This is a genomic window from Noviherbaspirillum sp., from assembly GCF_036563305.1.
Lineage (GTDB): Bacteria > Pseudomonadota > Gammaproteobacteria > Burkholderiales > Burkholderiaceae_D > Noviherbaspirillum.
The window spans coordinates 70,213-83,569 of the sequence record NZ_DATCMQ010000003.1; the positions used below are offsets into that span (position 1 = coordinate 70,213).

General features: G+C 64.1%; 15 protein-coding genes. 9 read left to right on the top strand and 6 right to left on the bottom strand.

Annotated elements, in window-relative coordinates:
* Positions 1–57: 57 nt before the first annotated feature.
* The 3 genes from VIM12_RS00685 to VIM12_RS00695 form a co-directional block, all read right to left on the bottom strand.
* The gene (locus VIM12_RS00685) at positions 58–357 is read right to left on the bottom strand and encodes a DUF1330 domain-containing protein (protein ID WP_331939679.1); all 300 of its coding nucleotides are present in this window, start codon (positions 355–357) and stop codon (positions 58–60) included.
* Between the two features lie 48 nt (positions 358–405).
* A complete protein-coding gene (locus VIM12_RS00690) occupies positions 406–753 on the bottom strand; it encodes a VOC family protein (protein ID WP_331939680.1) in 348 nt (115 codons plus the stop codon).
* A gap of 84 nt (positions 754–837) precedes the next feature.
* Complete coding sequence (locus VIM12_RS00695) at positions 838–1,122, bottom strand: hypothetical protein (RefSeq protein WP_331939681.1); 285 nt, start codon at positions 1,120–1,122, stop codon at positions 838–840.
* 223 nt (positions 1,123–1,345) lie between these two features.
* On the opposite strand from VIM12_RS00695, the gene VIM12_RS00700 reads away from it, so the two are divergent.
* From VIM12_RS00700 to VIM12_RS00725, 6 genes are all read left to right on the top strand, one after another.
* On the top strand, positions 1,346–1,693 hold the full coding sequence (locus VIM12_RS00700; RefSeq protein ID WP_331939682.1) for a GFA family protein: 348 nt from the start codon (positions 1,346–1,348) through the stop codon (positions 1,691–1,693).
* A 40-nt stretch (positions 1,694–1,733) separates the two neighbouring features.
* The gene (locus tag VIM12_RS00705) at positions 1,734–3,263 is read left to right on the top strand and encodes an AMP nucleosidase (protein WP_331939683.1); all 1,530 of its coding nucleotides are present in this window, start codon (positions 1,734–1,736) and stop codon (positions 3,261–3,263) included.
* A gap of 728 nt (positions 3,264–3,991) precedes the next feature.
* The gene (locus VIM12_RS00710) at positions 3,992–4,399 is read left to right on the top strand and encodes a PaaI family thioesterase (protein WP_331939684.1); all 408 of its coding nucleotides are present in this window, start codon (positions 3,992–3,994) and stop codon (positions 4,397–4,399) included.
* Positions 4,400–4,541: 142 nt separating this feature from the next.
* A complete protein-coding gene (locus VIM12_RS00715) occupies positions 4,542–5,132 on the top strand; it encodes a hypothetical protein (RefSeq protein ID WP_331939685.1) in 591 nt (196 codons plus the stop codon).
* 461 nt (positions 5,133–5,593) lie between these two features.
* Entirely contained in the window at positions 5,594–5,836 is a 243-nt protein-coding gene (locus VIM12_RS00720; RefSeq protein WP_331939686.1) for a hypothetical protein, read from the top strand.
* A gap of 50 nt (positions 5,837–5,886) precedes the next feature.
* A complete protein-coding gene (locus VIM12_RS00725) occupies positions 5,887–6,474 on the top strand; it encodes a hypothetical protein (protein WP_331939687.1) in 588 nt (195 codons plus the stop codon).
* A gap of 302 nt (positions 6,475–6,776) precedes the next feature.
* Here the strand turns inward: VIM12_RS00725 and VIM12_RS00730 are convergent, their stop codons facing one another.
* Positions 6,777–7,208: a ProQ/FinO family protein gene (locus tag VIM12_RS00730; protein WP_331939688.1), complete on the bottom strand. Its 432-nt coding sequence runs from the start codon at positions 7,206–7,208 to the stop codon at positions 6,777–6,779.
* Between the two features lie 283 nt (positions 7,209–7,491).
* Here VIM12_RS00730 and VIM12_RS00735 point away from each other — a divergent pair, with 283 nt between their 5' ends.
* A complete protein-coding gene (locus VIM12_RS00735; RefSeq protein ID WP_331939689.1) occupies positions 7,492–9,714 on the top strand; it encodes a malate synthase G in 2,223 nt (740 codons plus the stop codon).
* Between the two features lie 155 nt (positions 9,715–9,869).
* Here the strand turns inward: VIM12_RS00735 and VIM12_RS00740 are convergent, their stop codons facing one another.
* Positions 9,870–10,772 carry a hypothetical protein gene (locus VIM12_RS00740; protein WP_331939690.1) on the bottom strand — a complete coding sequence of 301 codons (903 nt, stop codon included), beginning with the start codon at positions 10,770–10,772 and terminating at the stop codon, positions 9,870–9,872.
* Between the two features lie 141 nt (positions 10,773–10,913).
* On the bottom strand, positions 10,914–11,435 hold the full coding sequence (locus VIM12_RS00745; protein WP_331939691.1) for an Lrp/AsnC family transcriptional regulator: 522 nt from the start codon (positions 11,433–11,435) through the stop codon (positions 10,914–10,916).
* A 166-nt stretch (positions 11,436–11,601) separates the two neighbouring features.
* Between VIM12_RS00745 and hppD the strand changes: the two genes are divergently transcribed.
* Positions 11,602–12,675 (top strand): 4-hydroxyphenylpyruvate dioxygenase, encoded by a 1,074-nt coding sequence (hppD, locus tag VIM12_RS00750; RefSeq protein ID WP_331939692.1) that lies wholly within the window; start codon positions 11,602–11,604, stop codon positions 12,673–12,675.
* 12 nt (positions 12,676–12,687) lie between these two features.
* Positions 12,688–13,230, top strand: a complete 543-nt coding sequence (locus VIM12_RS00755; RefSeq protein WP_331939693.1) for a VOC family protein — start codon at positions 12,688–12,690, stop codon at positions 13,228–13,230.
* The last annotated feature ends 127 nt before the right edge of the window (positions 13,231–13,357 follow it).

Sequence of the window (13,357 nt, forward strand, 5' to 3'; positions counted from 1 at the left end):
GACAAGCGGGCGCCCGGCAGGGCGCGCCCCTAACCGGTCCGGCGATGGCCGGCGGTCTCATGCGCCACCGGGGAAGCCATGCACCATCAGGACCATCGCGTCCGCGCCGGCCTTGCGGTCCCGGGCGATCTCCTGGTATTCGGGCGACATCGAAAATGCCGTCGCCGACGCCGCGTCCGGAAACCACATCAGCACCACCTTTTCGCGATCCCAGCTTCCCTCCAGCACATCCGGACGCTCGTCGGCGGCGAGCAGCCGCCCGTTGAACTTGCTGAACACGCCCATGAACCGCGACTGGTAGCGGTTATAGACCTCGCGGTTGGTGAATCTCAACTGCGCAAGCAGATAGACAGGCATCTTTCGTCTCCCAATGAATACGTGTAGCCGCAGCCGGCGCTGCACCCGTCAGGCCGGCTCCCCGAACTTCAGCAGATTACCGTGGGGGTCGATCACGTACAGTTCCTTCATCCCCCACGGCTGCACGACCGGCGGACGCAGGACCAGGCCGGCTTTCGTCAGCTCCGCGAACAGGGCATCGGTGCCGGCAGTCCGCACGTAGCAGGAAGTGTGCTCCGCGATGCGACGCTCCTCGCACAACCAGAAATGGATCTCGGCGCCATCGCGGACGACGATGAGGTAGTCGTCGTACATGCCGCGTTCCGCAAAACCCAGGCGATCGACATAGAAATCGCGCGACTCCCGGATATCGAGGGAGGCCAGAACGGGAACGGTGCTGTCGATTCTTGCGCTCATGTTAAGGCCTCCGCAAGGCGGCTGGCCACGCGGGCGCCGCCGGGATGACTCCGGTCATCGTAACCGGAGCGGCAGGCGGATGCATCACGATTCATCGCTCCTTGCCTCGTACTCGATGCCGCCGACATAGCGGCAGACGAGGTTGTAAAGCCAGCAGGCGAGCGCGACCATCAGGTAGCCCAGGACAAGGTACATGACCGGAAACAGCAGGAACATGCCGGCCGCCGGCCGCGCCTGCCCTTCCACGACCGGAAACAGGACCATGACGAGCCACATCGGCATCACGAAGAGCAGGGAGCTGAGGGCCATCAGTACGGCAATGACTTTGGCGTTCTGGTGGGGAGCGAATCGGGTAATGCGAATCTTCATCGGCGGTCTTTCCTCATCCTGGAATCGCAGCCACCGGACCCGCGCCCTGCGGCTACTGCAAACAGTGGTGACGGCCAATAGATAATCCCAATTCCGCCGGCTGTCAACGCCGCGCCCTGCACGGGCCGGGCCTGGCTGCGCGCGCTTCTGCTAACCTGATGCCGGGCCGGCACGACCTGTCATGCCGGCCTCTCATTCACGCAACTGCTACGGGGAGATGCGCATGCAATATCAGGGAAGCTGTCACTGCGGCCGGGTGGCCTTCGAGGTCGAGGGAACACTGGAAGGCGTCATGGCTTGCAACTGCTCGATCTGCCGCCGCAAGGGCGCGCTGCTGTGGTTTGTACCGCGCGATGCGCTGCGGCTGACGACGCCGGACGAAAACGCCGCCACCTATACCTTCAACAAGCATGTGATCAGCCATCGCTTTTGCCCCGCCTGCGGCATCCATCCCTACGGGGAAGGCACGGATCCGAAAGGCAACCGGATGGCGGCGGTCAACGTGCGTTGCCTGGACGGCCTCGACCCCGAGCAGCTGCCGGTGACGCGCTTCGACGGGGCTGCCGTATAGCCGACGCCCGCGCCGTACAATAGGGGCAGCGAGACACCAGATGGAGGACCCGCAATTGCTCACGCCCCAATACTCCCCTTCCGCCCATTTCGACGACCCATCGGCGGCCTTCGAGCATGCGCGCGCGCTGTACGACCGCAGCATCTCGCACCTGCGGGACGCGCTGCAGCGCTTCGTCGCCGGCGAAGACTTCAATGAACGGATACGCGCCTGCTATCCTTTCGTGCGGGTGCATACGGACACCGTTGCCCGGGCCGATTCCCGTCTCTCCTATGGCTTTGTCGCCGGCCCGGGAACCTACGAAACCACGATCACGCGGCCCGACCTGTTCGAGAAGTACTACCGGGAGCAATTTCGCCTGCTGTTGCGCAACCACGGCTGCAACCATCCGGTGCAGCTCGAGGTCGGCACCAGCCTGCAGCCGATACCGGTGCATTTCTCGTTCGGCGAGAACGAACACATCGAGGGCGACATGAGCCCGTCGCGCAGGCTTCGGATGCGCGACCTGTTCGACCTGCCGGACCTGGCGGCCATGGACGACGGCATTGCCAACGGCACCTACGAGCCGCTGCCCGGCGAAGCCAAACCCCTGTCGCTGTTCACCGCCCCGCGCGTCGACTATTCGCTGCAGCGCCTGCGCCACTACACCGGCACCGCGCCCCGGCATTTCCAGAACTTCGTACTGTTCACCAACTACCAGTTCTACATCGACGAGTTCATCAAGCTCGGCCACGAGATCATGGGCCAGGCGCAGGCGCCGGACGCGCCGCCCAACGAAGACCACTACGTTGCATTCGTCGAACCGGGCAACCAGGTGACGCGGCGCGTGGGACAGAGCGTGCAGTCCGGCGACGACCTCGGTGCACCGCCGCCACGACTGCCGCAGATGCCCGCCTACCACCTGGTGCGGGAGGACGGAAAAGGGATCACGATGATCAACATCGGCGTCGGCCCGGCAAATGCGAAGACCATCACCGACCACGTCGCCGTGCTGCGGCCGCACGCCTGGCTGATGCTCGGGCACTGCGCCGGTCTGCGCAATACCCAGGAGCTCGGCGACTACGTGCTCGCCCATGGCTATGTGCGCGAAGACCATGTGCTCGACGAGGACCTGCCGCTGTGGGTGCCGCTGCCGGCACTGTCGGAAATTCAGCTCGCGCTCGAGGCCGCCGTCGCCGATGTCACGCGGTTGTCCGGGCATGAGCTCAAGCGCATCCTGCGCACCGGTACCGTCGCCAGCACGGACAACCGCAACTGGGAGCTGCTGCCGCAGTCAAGCGCTGTGCGGCGCTTCAGCCAGAGCCGGGCGATCGCACTCGACATGGAAAGCGCGACCATCGCAGCCAACGGCTTCCGCTTCCGCGTCCCCTACGGCACCCTGCTGTGCGTCAGCGACAAGCCGTTGCACGGCGAGATCAAGCTTCCCGGCATGGCCAACCATTTCTATCGCGAGCGGGTCGACCAGCACCTGCGCATCGGCATTCGTGCGGTCGAGCTGCTGCGCGGGCAGGGGACGGACAAGCTGCACAGCAGGAAGCTGCGCAGCTTTGCCGAGGTGGCGTTCCAGTAGCGCAAAAAAAAGCCCGCGGCATTTCTGCCGCGGGCCGAATCCAACATCCGTGGAGTTGGAGGAGACACCGGTTGTTGCGCACGCGTGGACGCTTTTCACTCGCGCCGCTCATTCTTTCCGCCACCTCTGCGCATGCGACGATCATTCGCGTCTTGGCACGGCTTTCAACATGGAACGCAACGTGCCGACAAGTACTTGCATCTCACCGCCACCGCCTGTGCCGCACTACATGCATCAGCGGTCGTGGTGCATCTCTTGTTCAAGTCAAGACCGGACACTCGAGGCTTTGTTCCGCGTTCCGCCGATGTTCTTCGGGATTTCGCCAATCGCCACCCCGAATGTCATGACTCCAATGTTTGCCCGAAACGGCTATTGCATCGGCACATGAAAGCGCCGGGCACAGCTTCTGCTTCCGATCCGCCGTGCAGCTCGCGATGCATCGCATCGGGCCTCTTCGTTGCCATCGTTTATGGTGAAGCGCCTCTACGGCCGTCCACCATGGGACCCTGCGCGCCTGCCGAAACCTTTCTGCCGCCGGGCAGCATGCACTTACGTCGATGAAATGCACTATCATCTGCCGGGCGTGAACCAGCAGTCTCAAGCCCTGAAGCAGCCACGGCACTGCGCCGCTGATCACTCGCGGCCGGACATGGGCAGCCCCGCCTCCCGCAATCATCCTCACGGCGCCTGCATACACCGCGTCGTCTCATATACATTTGGAAAGCAACATGGACCAGGCAGCACCCTACTTCGGCATTGATGTCCCACTGATGCGCCTCATCGGCCTCCAGGCCGAACATCTCGACGAAACACTCGCCCGCACGCGCCTGCCGCGCAGGCCGGAGATCCTCAACAGCCGCGGCGACATCCATGGCGGCACCCTGATGAGCGCACTCGACTTCACCTTGAGCGCGGCCGCCCGCGCACACGATCCGCTCGGCACCGGCGTGATCACCATCGACATGACCACTCACTTCCTCAGTCCCGCCCAGGGCGACGTGCGGATCGAAGCTCGCACGATACGGCGGGGCAAACGGATCGCCTTCTGCGAAGGCACGGTGATCGACGAGACCGGAACCGAGGTCTGCATGGCGCGCGCCGCGTTCAAGCTGATACCGCGCGGGGAAAAAGCGTAGCAGCAGTGGCTGCGCAGTGCCCATGCTGACTATGCACGGCAAAAATGGAAAAAACTGCGCGTCAAGGTGACCTACGTACGGGGGATTTTCCTCGCACTTGTTTCTCGTAGCGGACACTGTCGCCGTGATGAGAGAGAGTTCCATGCGATCGAACATCAACGTAAGCGCTTTCCTGCAACAAATCGTGAACTTCGTCCCGCCTATCGAGGACACCCGGGTGGACAATTCCATGATGGCGAACGAGGTCTATCGAATTCTGGCGGATCTGGATCGCATCAACGGTGGCGGTACAGCACTATTCAGTACGAACAAAGAGCATCACCGCTCTGCGCTGTTGGAGCGCGCGCGTCAGAACGACGGCGTCATCTCCCCGCGTGAACGTGAACTGATCGGCAAGGCAGTAGACGGGACTATCTCTGTGGAAGAGCGGGATGAGCTGATCAATCTGCTGCCTGCCTTTTCCGCTAGATACGAGCCAGCCGGGCCGGTTCGGCAGAAGTCGGACAGCGAACTTCTGCACGAGATGGAAGACATCGAAGAAGCTGGCGCGGGCTTCATGGAGCAGCACGATTTCCTCGCAATCCAGGAGTTGCGACGGCGCGCATCATTGGACGGCGGGATGTCCCCTGAACTGAACGCGCGCTTCCACAAGCTCATTGCCGGGACGGAGCTGAACGCCGAGGAATACAAGCGCTTCTGCGAGCTTCTGCAGCAGGAAGACAACATCGGTTAGCGCCAGCACCCGCTTTACCGTCGCGCTGGCGTCGAGGTTTCCCGCCGAGGTCGTCATTCATCGCCATTGCACGCACCTTCCGGCTTGGCCGCGCGAGAGTGAAACAGAAGGAACACTGTCCTGGCACAACCGGAACGCGCGCGTTTCGATGACGCTGCCATCTCCCTCTGTGCAGGTGTGCTGAGCGACGGAGTCGTGCTCTACGGCGACCGACGGACCTGCTCCGCAAGAGGCCATGACGACCGCGACTGCATCTCGCGCAGCATGTCCGCGGGGTGCATCGGCGCATGCCATCTCCAGGTCGCCACACTACGACCACTGCCGATACTTGACGATACATACAAGTCGTAACCGGTCTTACGCGCCACCACTGGAAGCGTACATGCCGATCGCCTTTAATGACGGTACGGGCACTGCTGATGGCAGCACAACCGCCCGGAGCATCAATTTCAGGAGCACGCATGAAAATCCTCATCGCATCCGTTGTCTCGGCGTCGGCCCTGTTGAGCGGCTGCGTCGCCGTTCCCCTCGGTGAGCCGGCAGTCCATGTCTCCGGCACGGTCAGCAGCGTCGGCCATGCACACCCGCATGTCCGTCCCTACGGACGTCCGGCCGGCCCGCCGCCGCGCTACTGGCGCGACCGCGACGGCGACGGCGTGCCGAACCGCCACGACCGCCGTCCGGCAAATCCGTACCGCTACTGATCCGCGTCACACAATCACCCACGCAGAGCAAGTCACAAAGGAGAACCAAGATGAAAGCCAAGCTGATCGCCATCGTCCTTGCATCCGCCGCCTCCGCCGCGCTGTCGCCGGCCTATGCCCAGCATCCGGGGACGGTCGCGGAATGGGAGCAGCGGGACATCCGCGCGCGCATTGACCAGGGATTGCGCAGCGGCGCATTGACCCAGGGCGAGGCAAGCCAGCTTTACCAGCGCGAGCGTGAACTTGACCGTCTGGCGGCGCGGATCGAACAGGACGGCCGGGTGTCGCCGCACGAACACCGGCAGGTGCGGGACGCGGTCGCGTCGCTGCGGGCGGATGTGGATCGCAAGCTGAGCAACCGGCGCGATGCCTATTCCGCCGCGCCCGGCATACTTCGGGAGCAGCAACAGGTGCATCAGCGTATCGAGGACGGGGTTGCTTCAGGCGGACTGACCTATGCCGAGGCCCGTCGCCTCGCCGAGCGTGAACGCGAGGTGCAGAGGCTGCACGCGAGCATGCAGCGCGACGGCGTGGTCACCCAGGGCGAGCGCTCGCGGCTGCGTGGCCAGCTGGCAGCGCTGAATGACGAGATCGACCGCCTGATCGGCAACCATCGCCGGGTCCACTATACCCGTTGAAGCCGGACCGGCCGCTGTCCTTGGCTGAAGGCGGCGGCCTCCCCTTCCCGCAAGGGCATTCCTCCAGCGATGCCGCAGACCTTCAGTGGAGGCGGAAGCAGGACGCTTTCCGCTTTTGCAGGGCAACCAACACCAGCAGATTACCGGGCGGCGGCGCTGCCGGCCGCCGCCCCTGGACCCAACTTCGGCCACCTTCATGCGGGGCAGCGATATAGGGGGAGATGTGCGCCCATGCCGACATCGCGCCGGAATGGCTTGAATGAGATGAAAACGCCGGTGGCTGCTGCCGCCGGCGGGAGAAATCAGCGCCGGGACGGGGAGAACTTGGCTGCCAGCTGGGCGAGCTTTTCGGCGCGGCGGCGCTCGGCCTCGGCTGCCTCCTGCTCCGCCTGCAACGCCTTGCGGGTTTCCATCGCCTTCTTGCGGCGCTCGGCAAGCAGGTTCTTTGCGTGGGTCCGGTGTTCTTCCGAAACCTCGCCCTCGACGCCGCCTTCCAGTCCGAAGCGGGACTGCGCGTCCTTCAGGTGCTTCAGGTAGGGATTGGAGCCGGTATGAATGCCGAGCGCAATGCGCAGGGTTTTCCGGTCGACTTCCGGCATGGCGGCGATGACCTGCTTGTCGATGCCGATGGCAAGCGGCAGGAAGTCGCGGAAGACCGCGTACTTGTCCTGGAGCTGCTTGAGGAGGCCGCGCGGGCTGGGTTTTTGCTGGGCGTCTGTTGTTGTATTGCTCATTGCGGGGAACCGTAAAATGCGGCGCCCAGATTAGCATGTTCCGCCTTGCGCGGGGTACGGCAAAGCGGAAAAAACCGCTTGCCGGCGCCAGGTTGCATGACAGGCCCGGCTGCATGACGGCCAACGCGCCCGGCCCAGGACCTTTAACTAAAACGCATGAATCCTTTGACCAAATGAATTGTTTTATGACTTTTCAATTCTTTATACTCACGTCTGTCATTCTGGCGGCGCTGCCCGCGCGGCGCAGTCCAACCGCATTTTCATACCTACGGGGATAAATACCATGACCGCACGTACCACCTGTCACGGCCTGCAAGTCGCCACCGTGCTCCATCGCTTCATCGAAGAACAGGTCCTGCCGGGCACAGGCATCGACGCTGCCACGTTCTGGAGAGGTTTCGACGCGATTGCGCATGAACTGGCGCCGAAGAACGCCGCGCTGCTGGCTGAGCGCGACCGCCTGCAGGCGGAGCTCGACAAGTGGCACGCGGCCAATCCCGGCCCGATCCGCGACATCCCCGCCTACCGCGCCTTCCTGCAGTCGATCGGCTACCTCGCGCCGCGCGTCGACGACGTCAAGGTCACGACGGCCAACGTGGACGCGGAGCTTGCGCTGCAGGCCGGCCCCCAGCTGGTGGTGCCGATCCTGAATGCCCGCTACGCCCTGAACGCCGCGAATGCGCGCTGGGGCTCCCTGTATGACGCGCTGTACGGCACCGACGCCATTCCGGAGACCGACGGCGCAACGAAGATGAGCCCGAGCGGCGAAGGCTACAACCCGGTGCGCGGCGCCAAGGTCATCGCCTTCGCGCGCGACTTCCTCGACCGCGCGGCGCCGCTGGCCAAGGGCTCGCACCGCGACGCCACCGCCTATCGCGTGGTCGACGGCAAGCTGGCCGTGGCGCTGAAGGATGGCAGCAGCAGCGGCCTGGCCGACGCCGGCCGTTTCGTCGGCTGGCAGGGCAGCACCGAGGCGCCCTCCGCCGTCCTGCTGCGCAACAACGGCATCCATGCCGAGATCCAGATCGACCGCACTACCCGCATCGGCAAGGACGACGCCGCCGGCGTGTCCGACGTGGTGCTGGAGGCGGCACTGTCGACCATCCTCGACCTGGAAGACTCGGTCGCCGTGGTGGACGCGGAAGACAAGGTGGTCGCCTACGGAAACTGGCTCGGCATCCTGAAAGGCACGCTGGCAGAGAGCGTGACCAAGAACGGCAGGACCTTCACCCGCAGCCTGAATCCGGACCGCAAGTACCAGGCCGGCTGCGGCGCCGTCGATGCAAAGGATGGCGTCGTCACGATGCATGGCCGTTCGCTGCTTTTCCTGCGCAATGTCGGCCACCTGATGACGAATCCGGCGATCCTGCTCAAGGACGGCCGGGAGATCCCGGAAGGGATCATGGATGCGGTGATCACGGTCGCGATCGCGCTGCATGACCTGAAGCGCAGCAAGGACCACGCGACGGGCAATTCCCGCACCGGCTCCGTCTACATCGTGAAGCCCAAGATGCATGGTCCGGCAGAGGTCGCATTCGCCAACGAACTGTTTGCGCGCGTCGAGTCGCTGTACGGGCTGGCCGAGAACACGGTCAAACTCGGCATCATGGACGAGGAGCGTCGCACCAGCGTCAACCTGAAGGCCTGCCTGAAGGAGGCCGCCGGACGTGTCGCCTTCATCAACACCGGCTTCCTCGACCGCACCGGCGACGAGATGCACACCGCGATGCGCGCCGGCCCGATGATGCGCAAGGGCGACATGAAGACCAGCACCTGGCTCACCTCGTACGAGCGCAGCAATGTGCTGGTCGGCCTGTCTTCCGGCCTGCGTGGCCGCGCGCAGATTGGCAAAGGCATGTGGGCCATGCCTGACATGATGGCCGCGATGATGGAGCAGAAGATCGCCCATCCGAAGGCCGGCGCCAACACCGCGTGGGTGCCGTCGCCGACGGCCGCCACCCTGCATGCGCTGCACTACCACCAGGTGAACGTGGCCGAGGTGCAGCAGGAGCTGGAAAAGATCGATGCCAAGGTGGAGATCGAGCGCCTGCTGGATGGCCTGCTGCAGGTCCCGGTTGCGCCGGAAGCGAAATGGTCCGCCGCAGAGATCCAGCAGGAGCTGGACAACAATGCACAGGGCATCCTCGGCTACGTGGTGCGCTGGATCGACCAGGGCGTCGGCTGCTCCAAGGTGCCGGACATCCACAACGTCGGCCTGATGGAAGACCGCGCCACGCTGCGCATCTCGAGCCAGCACATTGCCAACTGGCTGCTGCACGGCATCGTGACCGAAGCGCAGGTGCAGGAGACGCTGGAGCGGATGGCGGCGGTGGTCGACGCGCAGAACGGCAGCGACCCGCTGTACAAGCCGATGGCGCCGGACTTCAACGCGTCCTTCGCCTTCCGCGCGGCGCGCGACCTGGTGTTCAAGGGCGTGGAACAGCCGAGCGGCTACACCGAGCCGCTGCTCCATGCGTGGCGGTTGAAGGTCAAGGCCGCGGGCTGAGTCCTGGAAGGGCCGGATGCGGATACCACCAGGTAGCCGCATCCGCGGCCACCGGCGGCTGCCGGTCGCCGCCGCGCCGCCGCAGCCGTGCCGATGCACGTCTGACCCGGACGGTCAGGCCGGTGGCTGACGCTGAGGCACGCGACAACAGGCGCTCATCGGGCCGCTACCGCACCGATGAGGTTGCCTACAAAAGCAGTCAGGAGTCCGTAGAAAACCCTCGGCACATCCTCTCTGAGCAGCGTCGTTTCGGCCGTGTCGCGCAAGTCTGCCAGTTCCGCCTCCAGCCGCTCGCGCACCTCGTCGATATCCCGGCTCCGCACCAGTGCTGCATCGGTCCCTGGTACCGGCCCCATCGCCCGTGCATCGGCCTCCGTCTTGCCGAGGATACCCAGCTCGATGCCAACGATGACGGCATCCTTCGCCAGGCGAAACAGCTTGCCTGCGCCCGGCATGGCGCAGTACTCCTGCAGGCTCAATCCCGCGTTGTAAAGACCGTGCAGGCAAAGGCCGAGTATCCCGGCGCGATAGGCAGCTGAGTACGAGCCTTGCAGCGAAAAGGTCGAGGGACCGGGATCGTCGGCCTGCCCTTTCACAATGTCCAGCAGTCGCTGCAATTCTTCTATTGTCATCAGACGCGACGCGAGCTGGCCGACGTTCTGTGCAGTGTTGACCGGATTGCTGTGACCGCCAATGCCGGCAAGCCCGTGCAGCCACACCGGAAGCTGGAAGGTGTCCCGCTCGGCGCGCACCCGCAATAAATCGATGGCCGCGCGGAGTTGCACCACCGCGTCCAACCGGTCGATCGCATGTTCCATTTCGTCGAAAATCTGCGCCTGTCCCTCCTGCCCCGCTGCGAACCGTCGCTGCAGCCTGTTCCGCGCACCACGATCCGCCGGATTACCGTTGTAGCCGCGAACGGGGCTGCCGGCGCGGCTGCCAGCAGGATCTCCGGTGGAACCGTGACCGGACCCTTCGCCTGTGTGGGAGGGTGGATGCGGATCATAGCGATCAAAGCTGCCGCGTGAAGAGGCAGCGGAGGATGGACGGGAAAACATGCTGATCCTATTCGAATGAGGGGAACGTCAGGAATTGCCTGATCCCGCTGAGCAGCGGGCTACGTCTTGTGTTACGCAGGCATGCATGGGGTTCCAGTCCGTTCCGGAATATTCCATTCCGCCTGGGACGCATGTCGTGCGTCAGGACCGCGACAACACCAGCTTGCGCGTCGCTTCCGCCGGCTCGGTCACATGGTCGAGCGGCAGTACATGGGTCTGCTTGATCTTCTTGAGCGCGATGTTCGACTTCACGTTGATCACGCCCGGCAGGCGCAGCAGACTTTTCATCATGAATTCGGAGAACGCGGCGAGGTCGGGCGCCACCACCCGCAGCATGTAGTCCGCCTCGCCGGTGACCGACAGGCACTCCAGCACCTCGGGCATGCGCGCGACCGCCTTCTCGAAGTTGTCGCCTTCCGTTTCGCCATGCCTGCCGAGAGTCACCGAGGTGAACGCGATGACGCCCAGGCCGACCACCTCCGGGTTGAGCATCGCCGAGTAATGGTCGATGACCCGCATTTCCTCCAGCCGCTGCACCCTGCGGCTGACCTGCGATGTCGACAGGTGGACTTTCTGGCCGAGTGCCGCGTTCGTCGTGCGGCCGTCGCGCTGCAGCTCGGCGAGCAGCGCAAGGTCAAATTTATCTACTGAAATAGCCGACATGTCTTGCTCCGATTTTTGGGGAAACCTGCACACATTGTGCACCCGACGCCGCTTTTCCTGCAAACAACGGGCAAAAATTGCACGATCGCCGGCTTAGAATGACTGGATTGGCGACGGTGCGGCGCGCGCCTGCCCGTCCATAAAACATCTCATTCAAGGAAAGACTATGGCCGACATGTTCGAAAACCCGATGGGCCTGATGGGCTTCGAATTCGTGGAATTCGCTTCGCCGACGCCCGGCGTACTGGAACCCATCTTCCTGGCGCTCGGCTTCACCAAGGTTGCCCGCCACCGCTCCAAGAACGTCGACCTGTACCGCCAGGGCGACATCAATTTCATCGTCAACAACGAGCCCAACAGCATCGCGTCCTACTTTGCCGCGGAACACGGCCCCGCGGCCTGCGGCATGGCCTTCCGCGTCCGCGATGCGCACAAGGCCTATGCGCGCGCGCTGGAGCTCGGCGCGCAGCCAATCGAGATTCCGACCGGGCCGATGGAACTGCGCCTGCCCGCGATCAAAGGTATCGGCGGCGCGCCGCTGTACCTGATCGACCGCTTCGAGGACGGCAAGTCGATCTACGATATCGACTTCGAATTCCTGGAAGGGGTGGACCGCCGTCCGAAGGGCGCGGGCCTGAAGATCATCGACCACCTGACCCATAACGTCTACCGCGGACGCATGGCCTTCTGGGCCGGTTTCTACGAGAAGCTGTTCAATTTCCGGGAGATCCGCTACTTCGACATCTCCGGCGAGTACACCGGCCTCACCTCGAAGGCGATGACCGCCCCGGACGGCATGATCCGCATCCCGCTCAACGAGGAGTCGAAGAAGGGCGGCGGCCAGATCGAGGAATTCCTGATGCAGTTCAACGGCGAAGGCATCCAGCATATCGCGCTGCTGACCGACGACCTGCGCACCACGCTCGACGAACTGAAGATGGCCGGCGTGCCGTTCGTTCCGGCGCCCCCGGAGACCTACTACGAGATGCTGGAAGAGCGCCTGCCCGGTCATGGGGAGGAAGTGGATTCGCTGCGCACCCGCGGCATCCTGATGGACGGCACCACCAAGGGTGAGAAGCGCCTGCTGCTGCAGATCTTCTCACAGGCGGTGTTCGGCCCGGTGTTCTTCGAATTCATCCAGCGCAAGGGCGACGACGGCTTTGGCGAAGGCAACTTCAAGGCCCTGTTCGAATCGATGGAGCGCGACCAGATCCGCCGCGGCGTGCTGCAGACTGCCTAGGAGGGCGAAGCCGTGAAGATCGACCGCATCCACCACGTCGCCTACCGGTGCAAGGACGCAAAGGAGACCGTGCTCTGGTACCAGAAGATGCTGAACATGGACTTTGTGCTGGCGATCGCCGAGGACAACGTGCCGTCGACGGGCGCGCCCGATCCGTACATGCATGTGTTCCTGGATGCGGGCAACGGCAATGTCCTCGCTTTCTTCGAACTGCCGACCCAGCCGGAAATGGGGCGCGACCCCAATACGCCGGCTTGGGTGCAGCACATTGCCTTCCGCGTCAAGGACAGGAATGAACTGCTCGCCTTCCGCGCACACCTGGAGGCGAACGGCGTCGACGTGCTGGGCGTGACCGACCACGGCATCTTCCACTCGATCTACTTCTTCGACCCCAACGGCCATCGCGTCGAGCTGGCCTGCCCGGACCCGGCGGAGGACGAACAGCTGAAGAAGCTGGATGCCGTCAAGTGGGACATGCTGGAGGAATGGTCGCGCACCCGGCGCGCGCCTCGCCACGCTGCCTTTCTGCACGAAAAGGCCCGCGCGAAGCACTGAACATGGCCGGCGACCGGCGCCCGGCCGGTCAGGTCGGCCGACAGCCCTCGCGGCAGCCCTTGCTGCCCGATGCGCGGTCCGCCGCCGCATGTGAAGCGCCTTGCTTCTCCCCCGCGCGCGCTGCTGC